The organism is Mesobacillus sp. AQ2 (genome assembly GCF_030122805.1).
GTDB classification, from domain to species: Bacteria; Bacillota; Bacilli; order Bacillales; family Cytobacillaceae; genus Mesobacillus; species Mesobacillus oceanisediminis_A.
This window is the reverse complement of record NZ_CP126080.1, coordinates 1,738,825-1,765,318: the sequence shown is the minus strand read 5'-3', so window position 1 is coordinate 1,765,318 and position 26,494 is coordinate 1,738,825. Positions and strand designations below refer to the sequence as shown.

At 44.4% G+C, this 26,494-nt stretch carries 25 protein-coding genes and 1 other annotated feature; all 25 genes read right to left on the bottom strand.

The window, feature by feature from the left end:
• Window positions 1-45 precede the first annotated feature (45 nt).
• The 25 genes from ileS to QNH36_RS08610 all read right to left on the bottom strand — a co-directional run bounded on the left by ileS (window position 46) and on the right by QNH36_RS08610 (window position 26,328).
• On the bottom strand, window positions 46-2,805 hold the full coding sequence (gene ileS / locus QNH36_RS08730) for an isoleucine--tRNA ligase (protein ID WP_144474811.1): 2,760 nt from the start codon (window positions 2,803-2,805) through the stop codon (window positions 46-48).
• 79 nt (window positions 2,806-2,884) lie between these two features.
• Window positions 2,885-3,128: a binding site (T-box leader), on the bottom strand.
• Between the two features lie 49 nt (window positions 3,129-3,177).
• A complete protein-coding gene (locus QNH36_RS08725) occupies window positions 3,178-3,699 on the bottom strand; it encodes a DivIVA domain-containing protein (RefSeq protein ID WP_144474810.1) in 522 nt (173 codons plus the stop codon).
• 90 nt (window positions 3,700-3,789) lie between these two features.
• The gene (locus QNH36_RS08720) at window positions 3,790-4,563 is read right to left on the bottom strand and encodes a YlmH family RNA-binding protein (protein ID WP_144474809.1); all 774 of its coding nucleotides are present in this window, start codon (window positions 4,561-4,563) and stop codon (window positions 3,790-3,792) included.
• A gap of 417 nt (window positions 4,564-4,980) precedes the next feature.
• On the bottom strand, window positions 4,981-5,241 hold the full coding sequence (locus QNH36_RS08715; RefSeq protein WP_144474808.1) for a YggT family protein: 261 nt from the start codon (window positions 5,239-5,241) through the stop codon (window positions 4,981-4,983).
• A 5-nt stretch (window positions 5,242-5,246) separates the two neighbouring features.
• Entirely contained in the window at window positions 5,247-5,687 is a 441-nt protein-coding gene (locus QNH36_RS08710) for a cell division protein SepF (RefSeq protein WP_144474807.1), read from the bottom strand.
• A 1-nt stretch (window position 5,688) separates the two neighbouring features.
• Complete coding sequence (locus QNH36_RS08705) at window positions 5,689-6,375, bottom strand: YggS family pyridoxal phosphate-dependent enzyme (RefSeq protein ID WP_144474806.1); 687 nt, start codon at window positions 6,373-6,375, stop codon at window positions 5,689-5,691.
• A complete protein-coding gene (gene pgeF / locus QNH36_RS08700) occupies window positions 6,375-7,205 on the bottom strand; it encodes a peptidoglycan editing factor PgeF (RefSeq protein ID WP_144474805.1) in 831 nt (276 codons plus the stop codon). Before pgeF ends, QNH36_RS08705 begins: the two co-directional genes overlap by 1 nt.
• A 68-nt stretch (window positions 7,206-7,273) precedes the next feature.
• Window positions 7,274-7,546, bottom strand: coding sequence for a YlmC/YmxH family sporulation protein (locus tag QNH36_RS08695; protein ID WP_144474804.1), 273 nt, complete (start codon window positions 7,544-7,546; stop codon window positions 7,274-7,276).
• A 121-nt stretch (window positions 7,547-7,667) separates the two neighbouring features.
• A complete protein-coding gene (gene sigG / locus QNH36_RS08690) occupies window positions 7,668-8,447 on the bottom strand; it encodes an RNA polymerase sporulation sigma factor SigG (RefSeq protein WP_144474803.1) in 780 nt (259 codons plus the stop codon).
• Window positions 8,448-8,614: 167 nt separating this feature from the next.
• The gene (gene sigE, locus QNH36_RS08685) at window positions 8,615-9,334 is read right to left on the bottom strand and encodes an RNA polymerase sporulation sigma factor SigE (protein ID WP_251542120.1); all 720 of its coding nucleotides are present in this window, start codon (window positions 9,332-9,334) and stop codon (window positions 8,615-8,617) included.
• Window positions 9,335-9,378: 44 nt separating this feature from the next.
• Window positions 9,379-10,317: a sigma-E processing peptidase SpoIIGA gene (gene spoIIGA, locus QNH36_RS08680; protein WP_144474801.1), complete on the bottom strand. Its 939-nt coding sequence runs from the start codon at window positions 10,315-10,317 to the stop codon at window positions 9,379-9,381.
• Window positions 10,318-10,765: 448 nt separating this feature from the next.
• Window positions 10,766-11,908, bottom strand: a complete 1,143-nt coding sequence (gene ftsZ, locus QNH36_RS08675; protein ID WP_144474800.1) for a cell division protein FtsZ — start codon at window positions 11,906-11,908, stop codon at window positions 10,766-10,768.
• A 40-nt stretch (window positions 11,909-11,948) separates the two neighbouring features.
• Window positions 11,949-13,232 carry a cell division protein FtsA gene (gene ftsA / locus QNH36_RS08670; protein ID WP_144474799.1) on the bottom strand — a complete coding sequence of 428 codons (1,284 nt, stop codon included), beginning with the start codon at window positions 13,230-13,232 and terminating at the stop codon, window positions 11,949-11,951.
• A gap of 137 nt (window positions 13,233-13,369) precedes the next feature.
• Window positions 13,370-13,720 carry a small basic family protein gene (locus tag QNH36_RS08665; protein WP_144474798.1) on the bottom strand — a complete coding sequence of 117 codons (351 nt, stop codon included), beginning with the start codon at window positions 13,718-13,720 and terminating at the stop codon, window positions 13,370-13,372.
• Window positions 13,720-14,454 carry a DUF881 domain-containing protein gene (locus QNH36_RS08660; protein ID WP_144474797.1) on the bottom strand — a complete coding sequence of 245 codons (735 nt, stop codon included), beginning with the start codon at window positions 14,452-14,454 and terminating at the stop codon, window positions 13,720-13,722. Before QNH36_RS08660 ends, QNH36_RS08665 begins: the two co-directional genes overlap by 1 nt.
• A 92-nt stretch (window positions 14,455-14,546) precedes the next feature.
• Entirely contained in the window at window positions 14,547-15,281 is a 735-nt protein-coding gene (locus QNH36_RS08655) for a DUF881 domain-containing protein (protein WP_144474999.1), read from the bottom strand.
• Window positions 15,229-16,020 carry a cell division protein FtsQ/DivIB gene (locus tag QNH36_RS08650; RefSeq protein ID WP_144474796.1) on the bottom strand — a complete coding sequence of 264 codons (792 nt, stop codon included), beginning with the start codon at window positions 16,018-16,020 and terminating at the stop codon, window positions 15,229-15,231. Before QNH36_RS08650 ends, QNH36_RS08655 begins: the two co-directional genes overlap by 53 nt.
• A 225-nt stretch (window positions 16,021-16,245) precedes the next feature.
• Window positions 16,246-17,154: a UDP-N-acetylmuramate dehydrogenase gene (gene murB, locus QNH36_RS08645; protein ID WP_144474795.1), complete on the bottom strand. Its 909-nt coding sequence runs from the start codon at window positions 17,152-17,154 to the stop codon at window positions 16,246-16,248.
• A 64-nt stretch (window positions 17,155-17,218) separates the two neighbouring features.
• Window positions 17,219-18,313, bottom strand: a complete 1,095-nt coding sequence (murG, locus tag QNH36_RS08640; protein ID WP_283905041.1) for an undecaprenyldiphospho-muramoylpentapeptide beta-N-acetylglucosaminyltransferase — start codon at window positions 18,311-18,313, stop codon at window positions 17,219-17,221.
• A 365-nt stretch (window positions 18,314-18,678) separates the two neighbouring features.
• Window positions 18,679-19,779, bottom strand: a complete 1,101-nt coding sequence (spoVE, locus tag QNH36_RS08635; protein ID WP_144474793.1) for a stage V sporulation protein E — start codon at window positions 19,777-19,779, stop codon at window positions 18,679-18,681.
• A gap of 100 nt (window positions 19,780-19,879) precedes the next feature.
• On the bottom strand, window positions 19,880-21,232 hold the full coding sequence (murD, locus tag QNH36_RS08630; RefSeq protein WP_144474792.1) for a UDP-N-acetylmuramoyl-L-alanine--D-glutamate ligase: 1,353 nt from the start codon (window positions 21,230-21,232) through the stop codon (window positions 19,880-19,882).
• On the bottom strand, window positions 21,233-22,207 hold the full coding sequence (gene mraY / locus QNH36_RS08625) for a phospho-N-acetylmuramoyl-pentapeptide-transferase (protein WP_144474791.1): 975 nt from the start codon (window positions 22,205-22,207) through the stop codon (window positions 21,233-21,235).
• On the bottom strand, window positions 22,207-22,656 hold the full coding sequence (locus tag QNH36_RS08620) for a hypothetical protein (RefSeq protein WP_144474790.1): 450 nt from the start codon (window positions 22,654-22,656) through the stop codon (window positions 22,207-22,209). Before QNH36_RS08620 ends, mraY begins: the two co-directional genes overlap by 1 nt.
• Window position 22,657: 1 nt before the next feature.
• Complete coding sequence (locus QNH36_RS08615) at window positions 22,658-24,118, bottom strand: UDP-N-acetylmuramoyl-L-alanyl-D-glutamate--2,6-diaminopimelate ligase (RefSeq protein ID WP_144474789.1); 1,461 nt, start codon at window positions 24,116-24,118, stop codon at window positions 22,658-22,660.
• Window positions 24,119-24,414: 296 nt separating this feature from the next.
• Entirely contained in the window at window positions 24,415-26,328 is a 1,914-nt protein-coding gene (locus QNH36_RS08610; RefSeq protein ID WP_144474788.1) for a stage V sporulation protein D, read from the bottom strand.
• Window positions 26,329-26,494 lie beyond the last annotated feature (166 nt).

The following is a 26,494-nucleotide window of genomic DNA, read 5'->3' as shown; positions in this document are numbered from 1 at the left end:
ATAAAAAAACTCCGGGTTCGAAAACCCGGAGTTTCATATAACGGATTAGTAATTTTCTTTTACAACTGTTGCACAGCGTTCGCAAAGTGTTGGATGTTCTTCCACCTTGCCGACTTCCGGAGTGACAACCCAGCATCTTTCGCAGGTTTCGCCTTCTGCTTTTGTGACGACGATTGCCGCATTCTCGAGTTTGATCGCATTTTCAGGAGCCTGGTCGTAGCTTCCGGCTACCTCAAAGCCTGAAACGATGAACAGCTGGCTTAAGTTTTCAGAGATGGAATCGAGCAGTTCTTTCGTGCTGTCATTGACATATAAGGATACCTTGGCAGTCAGTGACTTTCCGATCACTTTCTCATTTCTTGCTTCTTCAAGAGCCTTCAGGACATCGTCACGAAGCTTCATGAATGCATTCCATTTCTTCTCAAGTGCTTCAGCGTTTGCGACTTCTTTGGCTTCAGGCATATCTGTAAGCTGGACACTATCTTCCTTGGCAGAAGGTATGAAAGCCCAAACCTCATCAGCAGTATGTGAAAGGATTGGAGCAGTAAGCTTAACCAATGCAAGCAGGCTTTCGTGCAATACTGTCTGAATTGCACGGCGCTCTGCGTTATCTGCTGCTTCGATGTAAAGAACATCTTTCGCAAAATCAAGATAGAAAGCACTCAAATCTAAAGTACAGAAGTTATTCACCGCATGGTATACACCCGCGAATTCATAGTTGTCATAGGCATTGCGTACATATTTGATTAACTTGTTGAGCTTCACAAGCATGAACTGGTCGACTTCACGAAGCTGGTCGAATGGAACCGCATCAGTCTCAGGATTGAAGTCTGACAGGTTTCCAAGCAAGAACCTGAATGTGTTACGGATTTTACGATATACCTCGGCAACCTGTTTTAGAATTGCGTCAGATACACGTACATCTGATTGATAGTCAACGGATGCAACCCATAGACGAAGGATATCAGCTCCCAGCTGGTTCATGACCTTGGCAGGAACGACGACGTTCCCGATTGACTTACTCATCTTGCGGCCTTCGCCATCCAGAGCAAAACCATGGCTTAGTACACCTTTGTATGGTGCCTTACCTGTGACAGCTACCCCAGTAGATAGAGATGAGTTGAACCAGCCGCGGTACTGGTCAGACCCTTCAAGGTAAAGGTCTGCTGGACGCTGCAGTTCATCACGCTCGACAAGCACTGCCTGGTGAGAGGATCCTGAATCGAACCAAACATCCATGATATCAGTTTCTTTCGTAAAATGGCCGTTCGGGCTGCCAGGATGGCTGAAGCCTTGAGGCAGCAATTCCTTCGCTTCTTTTTCGAACCATATGTTTGAGCCGTGCTCGCGGAACAGGTTTGAAACATGTTCAATCGTTTCATCTGTGATGATTTCTTGCCCGTTCTCAGCGTAGAATACTGGGATTGGAACACCCCACGCACGCTGGCGGGAAATACACCAGTCACCGCGGTCGCGGACCATGTTGAACAATCTTGTTTCTCCCCATGCCGGAACCCATTTCGTTTCTTCCACTGCCTTGAGCAACTCGCTGCGGAAGTCTTTGATTGAAGCGAACCATTGGGCAGTAGCGCGGAAGATAACCGGCTTCTTTGTTCTCCAGTCATGCGGATAGGAGTGTGTAATGAAGCTTAACTTCAATAACGCACCGACTTCCTCAAGTTTTTCGGTGATTGGCTTATTAGCCTGATCATAGAATAAACCTTCAAATCCTTCTGCCTCAGCAGTCATGACACCCTTATCATCAACAGGACATAAAACATCCAGACCGTATTTCTGGCCGACATGGAAGTCATCCTCACCGTGTCCCGGAGCAGTGTGTACGCAACCTGTACCAGCATCAGTCGTAACATGCTCTCCAAGCATCACCAGGGAATCGCGGCCGTAGATTGGATGTTTTGCAAGAACACCTTCAAGCTCTTTACCAGAAACTTTCTTGACAGCAGAAACCTCTTCCCAGCCGATTTCCTTCGCAACAGCTTCAAGCTGAGCTTCGGCAACTAGATATTTCTTATTGTCAGCCTCCACTACCACATAAGTGAGGTCAGGGTGAACAGAAATCCCAAGGTTGGCAGGAATTGTCCAAGGAGTTGTTGTCCAGATGACGATTTCCACATCCTGATCAAGAACACCTTTCCCGTCTTTTACCGGGAATCCAACATAGATGGAAGCTGAACGCTTATCCTGGTATTCGATTTCTGCTTCTGCCAGCGCAGATTCACTTGATGGTGACCAGTACACTGGCTTTTTGCCTTTGTAGATATAGCCTTTCTTTGCCATTTCACCAAATACCTTGATTTGCTGTGCCTCATATTCTGGCTTCAATGTGATATAAGGATTTTCCCAGTCACCGCGAACACCAAGACGCTTGAACTGTTCACGCTGGTTGTCAATCTGTTGGTAAGCATATTCTTCACAAAGCTTTCTGAACTCAGCGACTGTCATTTCCTTGCGCTTAACGCCTTTGTTCGTCAACGCCTGTTCAATCGGCAGGCCATGTGTGTCCCAACCAGGAACATAAGGTGAGCAGAAACCGCTCATTGACTTATAACGGACGATAAAATCTTTCAGGATTTTATTCAATGCGTGGCCCATATGGATGTCTCCATTGGCATATGGAGGTCCGTCATGCAAGATGAACAGCGGACGCCCTTCAGTGTGTTTTTGAACCTTTTCATAGATATTCATTTCTTCCCATTTTGCCTGGATTTCCGGTTCCCTGTTTGGAAGGTTTCCGCGCATTGGAAACTCAGTCTTCGGCATGAGCAAAGTGTCTTTGTACTCCATTTTATTGATCCTCCTATTTTTACCGTTGCATACATGTTCGAAATCAATCATGAAAAATAAAAAAACCTCCTCATCCCTGAAAAGGGACGAGAAGGTTTATTTCCCGCGGTACCACCCTAAATAGACAAGGATCATCGTGATCCTGTCCTCTTAGCATTCTTAACGCGAATGTCACGCCTGTGCTTACTGATCCTGATTGGATGTTCAGCTCGGAACTATCGGGTGATCTTCTGGCAATCCGCTTGCAATGGGCTTCCACCTTCCCCATTTCGCTGAAAAAGCAAGCAACTGGAACGCCATACTGTCCCTGTCATCGTTTCTGTCATGTATTGCACTTTGTTATGAAATTATATGCGAAACAGCGTGCCTGCGTCAAGCCAGTGAATCTTCTTCTTCTCTTGCAGTCGCCTTTAATTCTGTTGAATCAAGCTCATATTCAAGCAGGTGATCCCAATCATCGGTATTCAGCATATCAAGCTGTGCTTCAATCAGCATCTTGAATCTTGTCCTGAATACTTTGGACTGTTTCTTCAATTCTTCAATCTCCAGGGCAATTTTTCGTGCTTTGGATAAGGATTCATTGATGATTCGATCAGCGTTCTTTTCCGCTTCCTTAACGATCAGCTTTGCCTCTTTTTGCGCGTTGCGGCGGACTTCTTCCCCAGCTTCCTGGGCAATAACGATTGATTTATTCAAGGTTTCTTCTATATTTGTAAAATGGCCAAGCCTGGAATTCATTTCATTCAGCTTTTCTTCCATTTCTTTTTTTTCACGGATTATTAGTTCGTAGTCCTTGATGACTTGATCAAGGAACTCATTCACTTCATCTTCATCATACCCGCGAAATCCCTTATTGAATTCTTTGTTGTGTATATCTAACGGCGTTAAAGGCATTACGCCACCTCCCATTTCGTTATAATCCTTTATGTACTTAAAGCAATGATTCGACAAAAAGACTAAAAATCCTTCTTCTTTACTATATAATTATTTTTTTCTTCCGGCAATAACTCGATATTTATCTTTTTTCGTTTTCCCTTCAATTGTGATGATTTTCGCACGCCCATATCCGCGAGCAGAGATGACATCCCCTTCACCACATTCAAATGCTGTATTTTCGATAGCTGTCCAATTGACTTTCACATGCCCATGCTGGATCAAAAGCTGGGATTTTTGCCTGGAAAGATTGAACAGTGCAGACATGACTGTATCCAGCCTTAAAGATGAGACCGTGGTACTCATCTCATTCCATTCATCATCAATTGCTGCAGCATCTTCAAGGGGAAGCTCGGCCAGGCTGATTGTAGCCCTTCCGACAGATTCTAGCTGCAATCTGATGTAGTCGGCGATTTCAGCAGCAGCAAAAAATTGGACCGTATCCCCATCAATAAGGATGTCGCCAAACTTTCCGCGCTTCAGCCCAAGTGACATCAGGCTTCCGAGTACCTGTCGATGCTCGATGTTCACGAACTTACTGGCATAATCAATGCCGAAAAGCTTAACTTGAAAATCCTCTTGTTTCGCTTCCAAATACTCTGGAAACAGAAACGCCCGTTTTCTCTCTGTACCTGCAGCCCCACCAAACAATTCCCATTTCACTTCTGAATGCTTTCCGATGACAGTTCCTAAGATTTGCTGCTCCCGCGGGTCCAAGAAATCAGTCAGCTTTGGAGCATAATTTTGCTCAACATATTCTTTCCAGTTAATCACCTGATCGATAAATTCCCGTTCCTCAGGACGGAAATGCTGGTAAATACTCATACTTTACTCCTTTGGTACCTTAATAGAAGGCTCTGTTAAACAAGGTTGTTGATTTTCGTTCCAGGCGCTTCGCTTTCCGCGGGGGAAGAATTTAAAAAGCTCAAGTGCCAGCTTTTTCAAAGACCAAATTCTTCTTGGCTGGCGCTGAGCCTCCTCGTCGCTTTGCTCCTGCGGGGTGCAAATGATTCCTCACGTGAATCATTTCACCTAGGTCTCACCTGACCAGCTGCGCCCGCAGGACACTGAATAGCTTCCTCGAATCAGCCCACGCACGATGGAAATGCGTTAGCATTTTCGGAGGAGTCTACGCGCCTTCCACTACAATCAACAGGTTTTTAAAAACAAAATTCAGCTTAAACAGAGCATAATAGAAAATAAACAGGGCCTGAATCAGACCCTGCAAGAATAGTCATATTTTTAAAACCAATGAGCCAACTGATACAAGCCTGATACCGCGAATTTCAATACTAGAAACGCCACGATTGGCGAAATGTCAATCATGCCAATTGAAGGCACGATCCTGCGGAACGGCTCCAAAAACGGCTCGCAAATTCGAGCCAAAAATTGTCCGATTGCTGTTTCCCTTGCATTAGGAAACCATGACATGAAAATATAAATTATCAATGCCCATTGATAAATTCCAACTAATTGGGCTATTAATCCAATCACTATATCCATTAACCCTACCACCTCGACTCTTGGTAATCCCGCTCCTGCATCAGTTCAGAAATATTCCCTGTCACTTCCACATTATCCGGGGTACATAAAAAGATATTCATGCCGATCCGCTGGATATCACCACTGATGGCATAAACGGTTCCGCTTAAGAAATCCACAATCCTTCTCGCCTGGTCTTGTTCAATACGCTGCAGGTTCACGACAACAGCCCGGCGATTTTTCAAGTGGTCAGCAATTTCCTGCGCTTCGGCATACATCCTTGGTTCCATCAGGATAACCTTGGATGCTTTTTGCACGCTTTGAAGGCTTACCACATTCTGCTTTTGCTGGACAGGATGTTTGCTCGGCTTGTATGGTTCAGTTTCTTCTTCGAGCATTTCCTCATCATTATAGTCATATTCATCTTCCAGGAAAAAAAATGTCTTTATTTTTGATTTTAAACTCATATTATTGCACCTCCGATTCATTGCCTACCAGGGCTGTACCGATTCGCACCATAGTGGAACCCTCTTCAACCGCTATTTTAAAATCATTTGACATTCCCATTGACAATTCATGGCATGGAGCATATTCCAGTCTAAGCTGTTGGATCTCTGCCTGAAGATTTTTCAGTGTTCTGAAGCAACTCCGGATCACCAGTTCATCTTCAGTAAATGGAGCCATCGTCATCAATCCGCTTACTTCTATATTGGGGTACTGATTCAATTCTTGAACAAATCCAGTGACATCTTCAGGATTCAATCCGTGTTTGCTCTCTTCCCCAGAGGCATTCACCTGAATCAGGCATTTTACCTTTGAGCTGGCTCGTTTGTTAATTTCCTTTGCAAGCGACAGCCTGTCCAGTGAATGGATATATGTAACGTGGTCTATGATACTTTTGACCTTTCTTGTTTGTAAAGTACCAATAAAATGCCACACAGGCTTGTCCTGCAAATGGCTGATTTTATGGAGCAGACCCTCATCCCTGTTTTCACCGAGATGGAGCACACCAGCATCGATCGCTTGCTGTGCCCTTTCGGGGGAAACATATTTGGTCACGGCGATGATTTTCACCTCGTCCGGACTCCGGCCCGCAGCTTGGCAGGCATTTGCTATTTGACTCTGGATAACCTCCAGATTTTCTGCGACATTCATTATGGACGGCTATCCTCCTTCCAGCCGATATATGCCATCATACGGCCTGCATTCCCCTTATCCCTTCTATGGGAATAAAAGTGCTCACTATGGCAGCTTGTGCAATAATCGGTTACTTCTATATTCTCGTCTTTCACTCCGGCCTTCACCAAAATATGGCGGTTCAATTCTTTTAAATCGAGAGAATATTGGCCGTCACTAACTTGATTATATGGTAATATATCGACACCATCTAGTATATTTTTCACTAAATTGATGACTCTCTCATCAACAATATAACATTTTTTGCATATTGATGGGCCAATTATGGCAGAAATATTTTCGGTTTTCGCCCCATTTTGCCTAAATTTGCTGACCATTTCGCCTGCAATGCCATGGACGGTGCCTTTCCATCCCGCATGCGCGACGCCAATCAACCTGGATTCTGGCTCAATAAAATACAGCGGTACACAATCTGCATAGCAAAGTGTCAGCAAAATGCCCTGCTCTGAAGTCAAAAAACCATCCGTTGCCGAAAAAGAAGATTCATAATCACTTGAGCCTTTTCCATGATGGGCTTTGTCGATTTTTGCAATCTGGATGTCATGGGTCTGTTCCGCTCCAACCCAGCTGGAAAGCGGAAAATCGATCTTTTCAGCCAGAAGAAGACGATTTTCGCAAACAGATGACTGCTCATCTCCGACATGGAAGCCGAAGTTCAAACCCGAAAAGGTCTGCAGCTGGCTCACTCCGCCATTTTTTGTCGTGAACCCAGCCTCAAGTCCGGGATAGCGCTCCATCCACTCTTTTATTGAAAAATATTCCTGGCTTTTTAAGATGAATGGCTCCATAAATTTGTACCTCACACGTTTTTGTCTAGTTTATCACATACTACCCGCAATATAACAGTATTACGATGCTACTGGTCCTGATTCTCCTGCAGCAGATATTCTCCACTGTCCTTATAGCGGACCAAAATGACATCTTCACCTATTTTCAGGATGTTCCTCCATGGTATGACGACCTCTTCTTCCTTCCCGAAGAATCCTAGTACCTTGCCGGAACTCCCAATGACGACAGCCTCGATTTTACCGGTATTTAAATTGATTTCAAAATCCTCAATGCTCCCAAGTCTTTTTCCATCCGACACATTCACGACGTCTTTCACCTGGAACTCGGTAACCTTTACCATTCAGATCCCTCCGGATTTCACTGTGGCGTTTTCCGCCCCTTATAGCATTATATGAATCAGGAAAAGATGTATGATTGCGCAAAAGCATTCAAAAATTGAAAAAGCTGCCCGTTAAGGCAGCTTAGCTTTGGATATTTTTATTCATTTGTTTGATGGCTGCTTTTTCAAGCCGTGAGACCTGGGCCTGGGAAATGCCGATTTCATCAGCTACTTCCATTTGAGTCTTGCCCTGGAAGAACCTTTTCCTTAAGATCAGCTTTTCCCTTTCATTCAGGCGTCTCATCCCCTCTTTCAGGGCGATTTCCTCAATCCAGTTCGTATCCTTGTTCCGTTCATCGCTTAGCTGATCCATCACATAGATTGGATCTCCGCCGTCATTATAAATCGGTTCGAACAAAGATACTGGATCCTGTATGGCATCGAGGGCGAAGACAATCTCTTCATGCGGTACTTCAAGCACCTTCGCAATTTCTTCTGCAGTCGGCTCCCTTGAAGCCTCACTCATAAGCTTTTCGCGTACCTGCAATGCTTTGTATGCGATATCCCTGAGTGAACGAGAGACTCTGATTGGATTATTATCTCTTAAATACCGTCTGATTTCACCGATAATCATCGGGACGGCATAGGTTGAAAATTTAACATTCTGTCCCAGATCAAAATTATCAATGGACTTCATAAGGCCTATACACCCGACCTGAAACAGATCGTCGACAAACTCGCCCCGGTTGTTAAAACGCTGGATTACACTCAAAACAAGCCTTAGGTTCCCATTCACCAGTTTTTCTCTTGCTGTGATGTCACCGCTTTGCATCTCTCTAAATAGTTTTCTCATTTCCTCGTTTTTCAGAACGGGAAGCTTTGATGTATCAACACCGCAAATTTCAACTTTGTTTCGTGTCAATCTTTTCCCTCCTCACAGGAGCTGCTGTCAAAATTCAGTATCTCCGCAGGAAGGAAAAATATGCACTGATTACCGGGAGGCTGGAACGCCTTCTGGAAGAATCAGCCGGCCAAACCCCCTTGTTATTGATATTTTAAGGTTAAAATTTATTTGTGAAAATTTTTCTGCTATACCATTTTATTGAATTCTTTTCTTAAACGTTTGATGATTCGCTTTTCCAGGCGGGAAATGTACGACTGGGAAATCCCCAGCATATCCGCTACATCCTTTTGCGTCTTTTCCTCCCCGCTGCCAAGGCCAAAACGCAATTCCATGATCTGTTTTTCGCGGTCAGAAAGCTGCTGCAGCGCTTTTACCAGTAATTTTTTATCCACATTCGATTCGAGATCCTTCGTGATAATATCGTCATCCGTACCGAGGACATCGGATAGAAGAAGTTCATTTCCATCCCAATCGATATTCAGCGGTTCGTCAAATGATACTTCCGAACGAAGCTTATTATTCCTCCGCAAATACATCAGGATTTCATTTTCAATACACCTGGATGCATAGGTAGCCAGCTTGATTTTTTTCTCCGGGTTGAAAGTATTGACCGCCTTGATCAATCCGATTGTTCCGATGCTGATCAAGTCTTCAATGTTGATCCCTGTGTTTTCGAATTTGCGGGCGATGTAAACGACCAGCCTAAGGTTCCTTTCGATCAGAATCGACCTCGCAGCTTTATCCCCGTTAGGAAGTTTGTTCAAAAGCACTTCTTCCTCTTCTTTCGTTAAAGGAGGGGGCAACGCTTCGCTACCGCCGATATAATATATTTCATCTGTTTTCAAGCCTAGTTTCATTAATAATTTATACCAGTAATAGGATAACCGAAGCCGCAAATTTTTCATTGATTGTCCTCCTTCTAAATTATGTATTTCTGAGTATAGTAATATTAGCTTACCTTCACCGTCTGCTCTGACTTTGCCATCCCTGCAAGCATTTTAGGATGGATGATACACTGAAAACTTCCATCTGCCGATAATTCCTGTGCTGTGAAAGAAATCAGGCTCTTTTCTGCTCTGTATATGCCATCTTCCGTAGTAATCATGATTTGATCCGGATTAAAGGCAATAATTAACTGATGCTCTTGTCCGACGACTTTACATGGAATAATTCTCATTCTGTTTTCAAGCTGCTGTGAAAATTGTCCGTCACCAGACAATACACAATCAGGATTTTCGGCAATCTTTTTGATTTCTGTCGGTATACGATCCAAACAGTGGGTGATAGATAAAATCATGACCGGCTGTTTAGAAATGGGATCATATAACTGGTTCCCGCTGTCAATCAATCCTCTAATGTTAAAATCCATCTCCATGAATTTCACTTCCACATCAGCAAGGGAATCATATTGGATCTTCGTCATTTCGAATTGTTCAATATTCCTTCTGGAAAAATGCCAGGCCAGCGGAAAACCCAATAACACAAACAGCCAGCTGACAGGGTCGCCGAACCCTTTTATATGATTCATGGCGACATCTGAGGCCAAATCCATATCAAATTGGATGAAATAGTGGACACCTGTCAAGGTACCTCCAAGCAGGAAAGTCGTGACATAAAAAGTCATAAGTGCTTTTAAGAAAAACCGCATTCTTTTATAGCCAAAAGCTGCCAGTACCATCAAAATTGAAAAGAGTAATTTCCCAGCCGGATGTCCGGCTGCCGCATGAAATGGCGTTATCGATAATATAATGAGCACTGAACCAATAGCTCCTCCTGCCGCCAAACGCCAAAGCTTAACCTGCCTCTTCAGGATAATCGCAGCCAAATATAGAAGAAACGTATCAAATAGCAGATTCAATGCCCAGATCACATCCAGATAGACCTTCACCTCTCATCCTCCTGTACAAAATAGCAGACGCCTTATGCCCTTTCAGTCAGATATTCTCTAGTTTGTAAGGTCAATGGCGCAATGTCTGGCTAAATCCCCATAAACAGCAAATATCTGATGGCAATACGATTGGCACCGAACAAGATCATGGTAAGTGATACAAGTTTGCCTCTTGCTCTATCATTCCGTTACGAAAAAGTATATCGTCATTGGCATATGAAGTGTGTCACATTCTGGCAACAAAACAACAGAGATTTTCACTTATCCCTTCGGATTTTGTCAGTTTTCTGATTTTTATTCTGCAGGTTGAAAGAAGCCAGATTTAATAGTCTGTATGACTACTTCTTCACATTCTTTTTTTGGATGTTAAATCACCCTAGTAGATTTCCAGCAAACATAAAAAAGGCATAGCCGTTATGGCTATACCTTTTAGTCTTATAATGTATAATTATCGTCTTCTGTTACGGTTACGCAGGAATGTTGGAATATCAAGAGCATCATCCCCTTGTGAAGATGGATTGCTTCGTGGCGCTTCCTGCTGGATTTCTTCGCGTTTTGGCTGTTCACGCTTGATTGCGCCTATTCCAGGCTTTTGCTGTCCTCCAAAACCAGGTCTTGTCGGTTTTGGCTGGACAACTTCCTCATTGAAGCCTGTAGCGATGACAGTAACGATGATTTCATCTTTTAAGTTTTCATTGATTACGGAACCGAAGATCATGTTGACGTCCTGATCTGAAGCAGAAGCTACAATATCTGCAGCCTCCTGAACTTCATACAGGCTAAGGTTTGTGCCGCCTGTAATGTTCATCAGGACACCTTGCGCTCCATCAAGGGATGTTTCAAGCAATGGTGATGAAATTGCTTTCTTAGCAGCTTCAGTTGCACGGTTTTCACCTGAAGCAACACCAATGCCCATCAATGCAGAACCTTTGTTGGACATGATTGTCTTCACATCAGCAAAATCGAGGTTGATCAACCCTGGTGTAGCAATCAAGTCGGAAATACCCTGAACACCCTGGCGAAGAACATTATCCGCTTCACGGAATGCTTCAAGCATAGGTGTACTTTTGTCGACAATCTCAAGCAAGCGGTCGTTTGGAATGACGATCAGTGTGTCTACCGCTTCCTTCATTGCACCTATTCCACCGCCAGCTTGTCCAGCGCGCTTGCGGCCTTCAAAAGTGAATGGGCGTGTAACAACCCCTACTGTTAAAGCTCCAAGATCCTTAGCGATCTGTGCAATTACCGGTGCAGCACCTGTTCCTGTTCCTCCACCCATGCCGGCAGTAACGAATACCATGTCAGCGCCTTTAAGCACTTCTTCAATTTGTTCTTTGCTTTCCTCGGCAGCTTTTTTACCTACCTCTGGATTGGCACCAGCACCAAGTCCGCGTGTTAGTTTTGCGCCGATCTGCATCCTGATTTCAGCTTTGGAAAGGTTCAGTGCCTGTGCATCCGTATTAACCGCAATGAATTCCACACCTTGAACGCCGTGTTCGATCATTCGGTTAACCGCATTATTTCCGCCGCCGCCAACACCGATAACTTTTATAGTAGCAAGTGAATCTAAATTCGTATCAAATTCCAACATGACAAATCCTCCTAATTCGTCGATTTCCTGTTAGCTCTGATTATTCAAAAAAGTAGCCAAGAAATTTTTTCATTCTTGTGGTGACTTTTTCTTCAGGCTGTTTCTCAGGCTTCGATTTTGGATGCGGCTGTTTTTGAACTCTCTTTTCTTTCGGTTCTAATTCGCTAAAAGCTGCTTCCATTTTCTTCCCTTTTAATTTTGCGTTTCTATAAGCAAATTGTATCAAACCAACGGCAGTCGTATATTGAGGTTCCCTGACGCCAATATAGTCCGGAATGGCTATCCTTACCCTGCTTTGGAAGATATCCTGCGCTAGCTCCAGGACTCCCTGCATATTGGCTGTTCCCCCTGTAAGGACAAACCCGCCAGGCAGGTCCCTGATGTTCATATGTTTCAACTCATCCTGGACAAGGGAGAAGATTTCTTCCATTCTCGCTTCAATGATATCGGCTACTTCCAGCTGGTTGAACTGCTGCTGCTGGTCACTGCCGATAATTGATACTTCAAATACCTCGTCCTCTGAAGCATGGTCGTAAAAAGCATGTCCGTGCTTTAATTTCAATTGATCCGCTTCTTCGGTCGTTGTGCGCAATCCGATGGACAAGTCCTTGGTAATATGGTCTCCTCCAACCGGTATAACAGATGTACCCCTTAAGTGCCCGTTTTCAAAAACAGCGACTGTTGATGAACCGCCGCCGATGTCAATCATCGCGACACCCATATTCTTTTCATCCTTTGAAAGTGCGAATGCACCTGCAGCAAGCGGCTGAAGGCCAATATCTACAATTTCAAGTCCAGCACGCTCAACACAACGAAGAGTATTATGTAAGATTGTCTTTGATCCAGTAATGATCGTACCTTCCATTTCAAGCCTGACACCGATCATGCCTCTTGGATCATTGATCTCATCAAGACCGTCAACGATAAATTGCTTTGGAATCACGTCTATTATCTCTCGCTCAGGCGGGATCGATACCACCTGTGCAGCATCAATGACTCTCGCTACATCCTCATTTGTAATTTCGCGATTGTCGCTGGAAACCGCAACCACGCCATGGCATGGCAAAAGTGAAACATGATTGCCGGTGACACCTACAATCACCTGGTTAATCTTCAAACCTATCATTCTTTCAGCCTGTTCAATTGCCCTTTTAATAGAATGAACGGTTTCATCTATATCAACAATGGAGCCCTTCCTTAAACCTTCGGACTTCACATTGCCAACACCAATTATATTCAACGTGTCATTAACCATTTCCCCAATGATAACCTTAACACTGGATGTACCGATGTCAAGACTGACATATATATCATTGCTGTTCATTCTGTGGCACCTCCTTCAACAATTCCTAATGTTTGAACAACAATTTCCACTCTGTTATCTAATTGCGTTTCTTTTTTAATTACATTACTTTATTCGTCACAATTAAATATTTCCCTTTTAAAATATCATTTTTTTTTCTACTTTTCACTTGTCGTTGACCATTTTGTCAATATTATTCTTCTGATGACCGCTATATTCTGGAACAGCCTTACCCCAAAGGCAAAAACTGCTGCTAAATACAAGTCTACACCAAGATGAACACCTAGAAAAGCTAAACTTGCTGCCAATATTATATTAAAAAAGAAACCTGAAACAAAAACTTTTTCATCGTAGATATTTTGAAGCTGGGCACGAATCCCGCCAAACAATGTATCGAGGGCTGCAAGGATCGCGATGGATAAATAATTTGAATACTCTTCAGGGATACGGATATCGGTCAACAAGCCTATGATGGCACCGATTATCAAGCCCATTATTGGAAGCCACATTATCCGTTGCCTCCCCCTTTTTCTGTTTTAGCAGATTCCATGTATCTGATCCTGATCGTATCCTGATAAGCAGGAATGATCAGGTCTCCCACGGGCCTGTTTACCTTAACTTCCAGATTATCAATGAAGAAGTCCTCGGCAACCGTAGAAACCTTCATCCGGTTGTATAATTTTTCAGCTGTATCCCCATTCTCTGTAATGACCTTCACCTCAATGGGAAACCGGTTCAGGGAATGGTTGTTTATTTTCGTCACCCTGTTAATATCCCGGATGACGGTTGTATTGATGACCCTCTCACCATCAACTGAAACATGTTTTGCTCCATACATATTCAATTCATTCAAGAGCCTCTTTAGCAGGTCAGGAGACACCGAAGGAGGATTGTCTCCTTCGACTATCAGATTGAACGCAGGCTCAATCGACAGGGAGAGACCAGGACCCTTAACCTCTTCCAGGCCGGCTTCATCTTTCAATTCAGCGAGTGTTTCACGGAGCACTTCTTCTTTGCTTTGCTGCCGTTCAGTTTCATACTTGGTGATTTTTTCTTCGTTCGACCTGATCTCGAGAAGCAGCCTTGATTGCAATTCCTTCTCTTTCATTAAATCTTCCCGAAGCTGCCATGTGTCACGTGTATCCCGGACTTCTGGTTCCCTGACGGTTTGAAACTGAATGGCGACCATTAATCCAATAATAGCAGCGATCAAGCTGAAGCTGAGATTTTTAGGTCGGCCCATTGTTTTTCACCTTGCTTTCTATAAGGCCTTTTCATTTTAACTTGCCGAAATCATCTCTTCATGCAATATATCGGAAAGAGAGATGACCTGCTTTAATTTCCAAGGATTGGCTCCATCGCTATTTCCGACTTTTTTTCCAATGAAAAAACAATCTGGTCATTCACTAGCTGGTCTTTTACCCCACCGGTAATATTTAACGCGGAGGAAAGGACATCGGGGTCACCTATCGCAGTGATTTCAAAAGGGGCAGGATGCTGGTAGCCATCCACAGTGATAACCGGGCCAGTACACAAAATATAAGAATTATGCGCTATTCTCTGCCCATTCACAGCGACCGCTGCTGCTCCTGAAATGTAGAGTTCGTTAATCACCTTGAAAACATGATGTTCATGGACAAGATAATTATTGATATTCTCTTCATCTGGATCGTACTCACCATCAGCAAGAGTTACTTTCACACCTTTACCACTGACCTTTACCTTTCCGAGAAACATCCGATATTTTTCAGCGTCTTCAGCCATGTTGAAAAATACTTGCGCTTCCTTGGACAGGCTTGTTTCAATTTCCCTTACCTTCTCCTGCTTGGAATTCAACTCTTTTTGCAGTTCCCGGTTTTTTTCTTCTTGTTCGATCAACTGATTCCTCAGGCTGATATGCTGCTCCCACTGCCTGTCCGTCAATCTCTTGCCTTTGTCGCTGTCATTCTGGGTGACACGGAATGAAAAAGCGACCATGAAGCCGAGAACCAGGAAAACGATTGAAAGAACTACTCGGTTACTGTTCATTTTCTTGTTCAATTTCAACTTCCTCAGCTTCCTCTGCTTCATATGCTTTAAAATAAGAGCCAACCTCAAGATCGATTACACCCTTTTTTTCAGGGTCAAGCTGGCTGACTATGGACGGATAATGAGCCATTTTTTCTGAGAAAGTCCTGAGTGTCGCATTCACTTCAAAGCCATCGTTCATATAGAGCTTAATTAAATATTTGTCTGTCTTCACCGGCTTCGAGTGAATTTCAGAGATTGAATTGATGACCACCTCAGGCAATTCTTCCAGGGATGCCAGCATTTCGTCCAACACTTTTCCTTCTTTAAAACCGATCAGGATTGGTGCGTTGACAGGGATTTCTTCAATTTGCTTCTTCCCGAGTATATGCCCGTTTTCAAGGACCGGGTAGAAACTCTTTCCTTTTGATATGTATGCAAGCCTGTCGTACTCCTCGACCTTGATTCCCACTGTATTCGGTAGTTTGACATTGACAGTCGCATTTTCGATTTCCTCGATTTTTTCAAGCTTCTTTTCAATCTCGCCCCTGTTGACCTTCCAGATATTAAATTCAAGTGACAGCCCGCTTTTTTCGACGATTTGTTCAGAGGTATACGAATGGTTTCCCGAAACGGTAATCTCCTTCACCTTACTAAGTGGCGACTGGAAATAAATAATACCTGCAATCAAAATGAAAAATAAAGCAAGCAGCATGATCAGCCTGCGATTGGCCTTCTTCCTCCTTTGATGTTTCAGCTTAGGAATCCGGTCTTCAATTGAGACGATTTTACCCTTATCCATTTTCAATCCCCTCTTTAATCGGCTGAACCCATTCCTTAAAAGATAACATCTATCAATACGGTCTTGCAGGTTAAAGCCATCATTTATCGTACATCATCAGGAAGGTGTCTTGTCCATCATTATGGGTAGAAAGACCAACGGCACGATGTATTACCATGCCGTCTCTGCATCCTAATCTAATGTCATATTATAGCATAAAATTTGACAGCCTGAATCAATTTCCTGCTATTTCCGTCCGATAATTTCTACCTCTGTCTCCATTTTCACACCATGTAAATCCAGGACTGTATCCTTAACATGCTGAATCAGGCCGAGTACATCCTCAGCTTTGGCGCTGCCTTTATTCACAATGAAGTTTGCATGGAGCTCGGAGATTTGTGCACCGCCGATTTGATGGCCCTTCAAGCCCGATTTTTCAATTAAATTACCAGCATGGTCAGGAAGGGGATTCCTGAAAACACTGCCGCAGCTTGGATAATTGTATGGCTGGGTCTCTTTGCGATAATCCTTATTTTTCTGAAGTTCTGCTACGATTTCCTCCTTGTTTCCTGCCTTCAGCTGGAATACTGCAGCTACGACGATTCCAGGACGCTCCTTTTGGAGGACGGAAGTCCGGTAAGAAAACTTCATTTCTTCATTCGAAAGCCACTCCAGGGAGCCATCCTCGAATAGAACATATGCTTTCTCAAGGATTTTGGAGATGTCTGAACCGTGGGCGCCTGCGTTCATATATACAGCGCCTCCGATCGAGCCAGGGATGCCGCCGGCGAATTCGAGTCCGGAAAGCCCTTTACGGCTGATGGTGATCGCAAAGTTAACAAGTGAAAGGCCACCCCCAGCGGTGACTCTTGTTCCTTCAATCTCCAGGTCATCCAGCCCAGAGCCAAGTTTGATAACTGCGCCTTCAATCCCTTTGTCCGATACAAGGAGATTTGACCCCCTGCCGATCACCGTCAATTTGACTCCAGATTCCTTGATGGCTTCCACTGCCTTTTTCAGATTTTCTATTGACGAAGGCTCAATTAGTAAGTCTGCGGGACCGCCAATTTTCATTGATGTATGGTTCGCGAGCGGCTCGTTTTCCTTTACCGATCCGATATTCATTTCTCTAAGTTTGATAGCCAGATCCTTCATAAATTACCTTCCTTTCACGATACAGCCTTTATTCAACCAGTTTATGCAGCTCCAGCCCTATAGGCTACTTTGCCGCCAGTTCCTCCATCAAACGATAGAGCCTTTGGGCAGCATCTGGTATGCCGAGTTTCTTTGCTGCTTTCTTCATATCAGCCAGTTTCTGTTCATGCCCGAGAATCTGGTCAATACTCTCTACCAGCTTTGGCCCGGTCAGGTCTTTTTCAAGCAGCAGGCGTGCTGCTCCGTTCTCACTCAAAGCCCGTGCATTCTTTTCCTGGTGGTTGTCTGTTACATATGGGCTGGGAATCAGTATGCTTGGTATTCCGAGTGATGTCAGTTCAGCAAGTGTAGTCGCTCCAGCCCTTGCTACCGTCAAATCCACACCGGACAGCACTTCAGGCATATTGTGTATGAATGGCTTGATAATCACGTTTTCTGGATTTCCAACCAGTTCCACTTCTTTCTGGACTTCTTCGAAATGAACATCACCAGTTACATATAATACTTGATATGGTTTACTGCTTAATTCTGTCAGACTTTTGACGACCGCCTCATTAATCGGCCTGGCACCTCTGCTCCCGCCAAAGATCAGCACAGTCGGCACCTTAAGTTTAAGGCCCGCAGACAGTCTCCCCTTGATTCCATCCTGTCCCAAAACTTCAGACGCGCGGGGATTGCCTGTCAATTCGACTTTTTGTTCCGGGAAAAACTGCCTTGCCTCCTCGAAGCAGATGGCAACCTTATCAACGTACCTGCTCAGGAATTTATTGGTCAAACCTGGTACGCTATTTTGTTCATGGACAATTGTTGGTATGCCCATTTTGGCCGCTGCATAGACAACCGGGCCACACACATAGCCACCTGTCCCGATGACGACATCAGGGTTGAATTCCTTAAGCATTTTTTTACTATCTCTTACGCCCTTCAGGAATCGCAGCACCGTTTTTACATTTTCAAAAGAAAGTTTCCGTTTAAAGCCTGTGATATGTATTGACTTAAAAGGGATATTCTCCCTCGGCACGAGCTTGCTTTCGAGGCCCTTTTCTGTTCCTATGTATAGAAACTCAACCTTCTCATCCTTTTTTTGAATCTTCCTGATTAGTGCAAGCGCAGGATAAATATGTCCTCCTGTACCACCGCCGCTAACTGCAATCTTCATTTTCCACACCTCAGCAACTTATCTCTTTTTTTAATTGCTGTCAATCACGCATTTTACCACCGCTTCCAGCAGCAGTTCCGAGCGAAATGACAGAAATAATCGTCAAAAGTGCCCATAAAAAAGGCACTCCCCGGTTTTACCCTATTCTACTATATTCTAAACTGCAGAACTGATTTTAAAGATATTGTTATTTAAATGTAATATAGCATGAACAAAGGCATATTCCTAACATATTCATCGTTCATGTCCGAATTTCCAGGATTCTTTTTCGGTCTTGATACACTAACCGTAAAATCAGGTATTCCTATAGGAAGATAATAACAAACAAAAGACCCTGGAATCAGGGTCTTTATCGTGTGTATAGCTCAATACCTTGAGTGGCGGCTGATATTCAACAGCACTCCAACTGCCATCAGCATCAATGTCAGGGAAGATCCTCCGTAGCTGAGGAAAGGAAGTGTTATTCCCGTTACAGGCATAAGGCCCGTAACAACCCCGATATTGATCATGACCTGGATGGCAATCATCGCGATGATCCCGGTCGCAAGAAATGTACCGAATAAATCGGGTGCTCCGAGCGCAATCCTGATGCCCCGCCAGAGGAGTAAAGAGAATAAGAGTAGAATCAATGATCCTCCAATGAATCCGAGTTCTTCAGCCAGAATCGCAAAGATAAAATCTGTCTGTGGTTCCGGGAGATAAAAGAACTTTTGCCGGCTTTGTCCCAGCCCCAGTCCGAACAATCCTCCAGGCCCAATAGCATAGAGTGATTGAATCATTTGAAAACCGCTTCCAAGGGGGTCCTGCCATGGGTCAAGAAAGGATGTGATCCGTTTGATCCTGTAAGGCGCAGAGGCAATCAGGCCGACAAAACCCGCAACACCCAGGAGACCAAGTCCCACGAAATGACTGATTCTTGCTCCGGCAATAAAAATGATGACAACTGAAGTACCGACCATAACTGTTCCAGTACCCAGATCCGGCTGCAGCATAATCAGGCCAAATGCCAAAAAGACAAGTCCCAGTGATGGCACAAGACCTTTTTTAAAAGAGGTGATTGCCTTCTGGTTCTCCGACAAAAACTTTGCAAGAAAAGCAATCATCGCAAGCTTCATGAATTCGGAAGGCTGGACCGAAAAGGCGCCGACACCAATCCAGCTCCTCGACCCATTCCGTACATTCCCGACCCCAGGGATCAATACAAGGATCAACAGGACAAAACAGACAATCAGGATCACCTTAGACCATGTCCGCCACGTCCAGTAGTCAATATTCATGATAAAAAACATCGCGATGATTCCCACTCCCGCAAACAGCATTTGCCGTTTCGCAAAAAAGAAAGAGTCATTGAACTTATAGTCTGCCCAGACAGCACTTGCGCTGTATACCATGATCAGTCCCACAGTCAAAAGCGCAAAGGTCACAATCATCAGGAATATGTCTGGAGTCGATTTTTTCGTTGGCAAAGCAATACACCTCGGCTGTATGATTTAGGGCTCATATGCCGCTTCCCATCCAGCCTGCATGAGGCCAGGCAACCTGAGTCATGTTGTTCAAGACAAGCCCTTACTTAAGCTTATGCACGGCCTCGATAAACATGTCTCCCCTGACTTCAAAAGTTTTATATTGATCCCAGCTGGCACATGCCGGTGAGAGCAGGATAACATCTCCGGGTACTGAATGTTCGAACGCCACGGGAACGGCCTTTTCCACATTATCGACGCGAAGAATTGTTTTTATTCCTGCCTCCTGCCCAGCCTGTCCCACTTTTTCAGCAGTTTCCCCAAAAGTAATCAATACTTTGACGTTTTTTAAAGAGGGGATAAGTTGATCAAAGGAATTCCCTCTGTCCAGACCGCCTGCAAGCAATACGATTGGATCATCAAAAGCCACCAGGGCATTTTCAGTTGCCAGTATATTCGTTGCTTTTGAGTCATTATAAAATTTCCGGCCGGCGATATTGCCGACATATTGAAGCCTGTGCTTTACGCCTGCAAAAGATGTTAGCACTTTGATAATCGCTTCTTGGTCTCCTCCTGAGAGCAGCGTCGCAGCCACAGCCGATAAGATGTTCTCCAGATTATGCTTGCCCGGCAATACAATATCCTTTGTATCGATAATCTGCTCACCATTGAAGCAAACCCAGCCATCCTTCACATAAGCCCCGCTGTCCAGTACTTTTTTCGTTGAAAAAGGAACGATTTTTGCTTTTGAAGTACGGGCAATAGCCATCACTTCTTCCTGGTCAGCATTTACGATGAAGTAATCCTCTTCCGTCTGGTTTTTCGTAATCAACGCTTTCGCTGCAATATAATCTTTCCTTGTACCATGATAATCAAGATGCGCATCGTACAAATTGGTAATCACGGCAATCTTCGGCTTGAATGTGTCGATACCCATTAATTGAAAAGAGGAAAGCTCAATGACAATCGTATTTTCCTCTGTTGCTTCCTGGGCAACACCCGATGCAACTGTACCGATATTCCCGGCAATCAGCGGTTGTTTTTTACCGGCTTCGAGCATTTCAAAAATCAAGGTTGTTGTCGTGGTTTTCCCGTTTGTTCCAGTAATCCCCACAAGTGGTGCCTCTGATATCTGGTAGGCCAGCTCAACCTCGGTAATGATCGGTATCCCGTTTTCTTCTGCCTTTTGGATCATTGGATTGAAATACGGAATCCCTGGGTTCTTGACGACCAGTTCGAATCCTTCATCCATCAATTCAATCGGGTGGCTTCCGCAGACCACTTTGATTCCCTGTTCAAGCAGCCCCTGTGCTTCAGGATTTTCCGATAATGGCTTGCTGTCATTAACTGTAACGAAAGCGCCTAATTTATGTAGCAGAGCAGCTGCGCTGACTCCGCTCTTGGCAAGGCCAAGTACAAGAATTTTTTTATGTTGATAGGTTTTAATATGTTTCATCTAAATCCACACCTCAATATAAATTCCAAGGATTGCGAAAAGCAGGCCGACAGTCCAGAATGTCACAACAACTCGCCATTCCGACCAGCCAATCAATTCATAGTGGTGGTGAAGCGGACTCATCCGGAAAATCCTTTTTCCTGTTGTCTTGAATGAAATAACCTGAAGGATCACTGACAATGTTTCGATGACGAAGATTCCGCCAATGATGATCAGGATAATCTCAAGCTTCGCCAGGATTGCCACAGTTGCAATGGCACCACCCAGTGCAAGTGAACCAGTGTCACCCATGAACACTTTCGCAGGGTGTGCATTGAATACTAGAAAACCTAGAACAGCTCCTACAACTGCGACAGAAAAAATCGACAGCTCATATTGCGATTGATTCCAGGCCAGGACAGCAAAGGCACCAAATGCAATTGCTGCTGTACCGGAAACCAGCCCGTCAAGCCCGTCCGTCAGGTTAACTGCATTTGAAAAACCGACCATCCAAAAAATAATGAACAGCGCATATCCCCAACCGAGATCAAAAGAAAGATCGGTTAACGGGATACTGACTACTGTTGAAAATTCACTTTGGTTAAAAATAAAGAAAAAGATAACGGAAATAATAATTTGCCCAAGCAATTTTTGCTTGGACGTCAAACCAAGATTCCGCTTCATGACTACCTTGATAAAATCATCCATGAAACCTAGGAGCCCGAACCCTAAAGTGACAAATAGCAAAAGATAGGTTTCCACACTAGGCTGCGAGAATTTTCCTGTCATAACAAGTGTCGTGATTGTGATTGAAATTAGAATCATGACACCGCCCATTGTAGGAGTCCCTGTTTTTTTCTGGTGTGATTTAGGTCCTTCCTCTCTGATGCTCTGGCCGAATTTAAGCCTTCTCAGGAAAGGAATAAATACTGGCGAAAGCAAGACTGTTATTAGAAAACCCATCAATATTGTGAAAAAGATAACTTGCTCCAGCATTATTCCTCACCTGCCTTGCTTATATTGCCGCCAAATCCATTGATTTTTTCGGCCATCACAGCTATATCATATGTTTCATCCGCTTCATTAAGAAGTCCTTTGTCAGGGAAAATGAATTTCGTTCTTTCCCTGGTTTCTTCGTGTTGTGTCAAATAGTTATAGTATGAATTCATGATTTCCTCTAAGCCTTTCAAATTATCTTGTGCATAAAAAATCGGGAAGTGATTGGGAGCATATGAAGGAACCTGCACTCCCTCAGGCCATAGCGCTGCCACGGCACCGTTCGAAATCGCTTCCTGTAAAGTTCCGGATTCTTCGGATATCGGAACAAACAGCCCCTTTGGCTGTTTGGCTCCTGCCTGGCTGCTTACAGTGTGAAAGCGGATCTTTTCTTCTTTTATTCCACTCACCTTCGAAAACAGTCTCGAAACATCCTGGTATGTCAGCATATTACCTCTCCTCTATCGCCTCGCGCGCTACAATCCTGTCATCAAAGTCAAACGTTCTGTCTCCGATTTGCTGATACGTTTCATGTCCCTTTCCGGCAATCAGGATCACATCGCCAGCATCGGCATTTTTGATGGCATGCTGGATCGCTTCTTTTCTGTCGATGATCGAAGTATAAACTTCACCCAAGACTCCTTCTTCCATATCCTTGATGATTTCTGCTGGATCCTCACTGCGCGGGTTATCAGAGGTAAAGATGGCATCCGTAGAATACTGGCATGCAATCTTCGCCATGAGCGGACGTTTTGTGCGGTCGCGATCCCCGCCGCAGCCAACCACACAAAAAATTCTCTTTTGCCCAAATTGCTGCACGGTCTTAAGGACGTTCTCAAGACTGTCCGGTGTGTGGGCATAGTCTACAATGACAGAGAAATCCTGTCCTGCATCAACCACTTCAAACCTTCCTGAAACCCCTTTAACACTTTCAACAGAATCAATGATAGCCTCCAGAGAAATTCCGGATACAAGGGCAGCTCCAATGCTCGCTAGAACATTGTAGATGCTGAACTTGCCGATCAGCTGAATATTTACCTTCCTTTCACCAAACGGGCTGACTAAATCAAATGATGTTCCGCTGGCAGTCATGGAGATATTGGTTGCCTGCAAGTCGGCATGATTGTCAATCCCATAGGTCAATAAATGAGCAGTTGTCAGCATCGCGAATTCCTCGCTAGCAGGATCATCTGCATTCAATACAGCAAATTTCGGGTTCTCATGGTTAAAGGCATTTCCAAGCTGCGAAAACAACAAGCCTTTTGCCTTCTTGTATTCTTCCATGGTTTTATGGTAATCGAGATGGTCCTGGGTCAAATTCGTAAAAACTGCAACATTATAGTCTGTACCATGAACACGTCCATATACGAGTGCATGTGAGGAGACCTCCATCACAGCCGTCTCGACCTGTTCATCGACCATTTTCCTGAACGTCTTCTGGAGTGTCAGACTCTCCGGAGTGGTATTCTTCACTTCAAAGGTTTGTTCACCGATCTTTGTGTACATCGTCCCGATCAAACCGGTTTTTTGTCCTGAATCTTTGAAAATCTTTTCAATAATATGGCTCGTCGTCGTTTTTCCGTTCGTCCCTGTAATCCCTACCATATGTAGCTTCTGGCTCGGCTGCCCGTAAAAAACATCGGCCAGGACCGCCATCGCCCGCATGGTGTCCTTCACAACAATCACCGGTACATTTACAGGAAGCTCGCGCTCAGCAAGAACAGCTGCCGCGCCATTTTTTACGGCCGCCTCTGCAAAATCATGGCCATCAACTGTATAGCCTTTAATGCATATGAATAAACTTCCCGGATTCACTCGGCGGTTATCATTTTCAATTGAAGTAATCTCGGGATTTTCTCCCTTGTAATCCACGAATGGGTGCAAATAACCGATCAATTCGTGTAGTTTCATAAATATCAAATCCTCTCAAACAACATGGCGACTCTTATTTTACATGATTAGGCTGAAATTAGCCATTGTTGAGGTGAAAAGTACAAGCCCTTTTTATCGATGGCTTTTTACAATCTTTAAGCATTTCCCATTCAGCAACATCTCTGAAAGCGTCTCGGAATCGAAAAGCAACACTATGAGCCAAAAGAGAGTTATAGATAAGAGTTTAATTGGGGTCAGCATGCAAAAGCAGCGGCGGATATTGATCCTGCCGCCGCCTCCTGCTATCGACTGTTTCCTAAAACACCGTATCCGGGTCAATCATTCATATATACCCTTATCGTGGATCCTTCCTTGATTTTCACACCCGGTGAAGGAAGCTGTTTGACCACTTTCTCCCCATCTCCTGCGATATCCAGTTTTAAATTGATCAATTGCTGTCTTAGTTCTGCCTTGGATAGGCCAATCAGGTCAGGAACCTCGACCATTGGAGTATCCAGCCATGTGAGCTCTTTCTCGATTTGATCCTTTCTCGGCGGGACCTCCATCGCCCTCAAGCTATCTTCCATGATATCCCCGACAATCGGAGCGGCTACAACTCCGCCGAACTGGACGGTGCCCTTTGGGTTGTCAACAGCAACATAGATTACAATTTGCGGATCGTCCGCAGGTGCAAAGCCTATGAAGGAAACGATATGGTTATTTTCTAGATAACGTCCATCTTTTGCTTTTTGCGCGGTACCTGTCTTGCCGCCAACCCTGTACGAATCCACAAATGCATTTTTACCAGAGCCCTTCGCAACGACACTTTCAAGCGCATGCCTGATTTCTTTCGAGGTTTCTTCTGAAATGACTCTTCTTTTCTCCTGAGGTGTCTTTCTCATCACAATTTCCCCAGTTATCGGATCACTCAATTCTTTGGCAATATACGGTGTATATAGTATACCGCCATTAACCGCGGCTGAAACCGCAGCAACCTGCTGAATCGGTGTAACTGATACACCCTGACCGAATGCCGTAGTTGCCTGTTCGATCGGTCCCACTCTATCCAGGTTAAAAAGAATTCCCTTTCCCTCTCCCTGAAGGTCAATTCCCGTTTTTTCGCCAAATCCAAAATCCTTTACATATTTGAACAGTTTTTCTTTTCCAAGTCTATCCCCCAGCTCGACAAATCCAGGGTTGCATGAATTCTCGACAACTTCAAGGAAGGATTGGCTTCCATGGCCGCCCTTTTTCCAGCAGCGGATCCTCGCTCCCGCCACCTCAACGGAACCTGAATCATGAAAGTGATCCTTTTCCAGATCGACCTTTCCTTCCTGAAGCGCAGCTGCGAGCGTCACAATCTTGAATGTCGATCCGGGTTCATAGGTGCTCCAAATCGGCAAGTTCCTGTTATAGACCTCAGGCGCTACATTACGGAAATTAGCAGGATCAAAATCCGGTCTGCTGGACATTGCCAGGATTTCCCCGTTTTTAGGGTTCATCGCGATCGCAATAATCCCATCCGGATTGTATTTCGCCTGAGCAATATCCAATTCTCTCTCAACAATTGTCTGGACCCGGCTGTCGATCGTCAGCTTCAGATCAAGCCCGTCCACCGGCGGCTCATAATCATCTGCCATATTATGCATCCGCTGCTGTTTCGCGTCAGCATAAAATTGCACAGATCCCTTTTTCCCTTTTAACTCCTTATCATAGTAGAGCTCGAGTCCCATCAACCCCTGGTTATCGACCCCAGCAAAACCGAGGACATGGGACAGATAGCTTCCATATGGATAATGACGTTTCGAATCTTCCCCAATATAAACACCTTTAATATCCAGCGCCCTGATTTCTTTCGCTTTTTCGTGTGAGATTTTCCTTCCCTCTGGTATTCTCTCAATCATCGCTTTTTTAGTGATATGCTGGAAGGCCTTTTCCTTCGGCATATCCAATGCCTTGGCCAATAATTCAGCAGCCGCCTCAGGATCCTTCACCTGGCGAGGAACCACATAGACAGTCGGGGCACTGATATTCGTTGCCAGCGCTACACCATTCCTGTCCGTAATCTCTCCACGTTGAGGTTCGAACGGGACATTCCTGCTCCACGAGTCCTTCGCCTTTCCTGTCAAAAGATCCCCAAGCATGAACTGTACATAGCCAAGCCGGACATCTATGATAAAAAACACCAAAATCCCGATCACAAGAACGAGAGCCAGCCTTTTTCTGACCGTCACATTTGATACACGCATATATTGAACGAACCTCCTCCTAAAATTGTTCCGCTGAAAACCATGACACTCGTTCAAATATATGCTTGTACGATTTTGAATATAACAAGAAGTCGAGACAAGCTTGGCATGGATACGTCATCTGGAGGTGATTTGGGAGGATTTTGAGGTTGATGGCGGTGGGGTT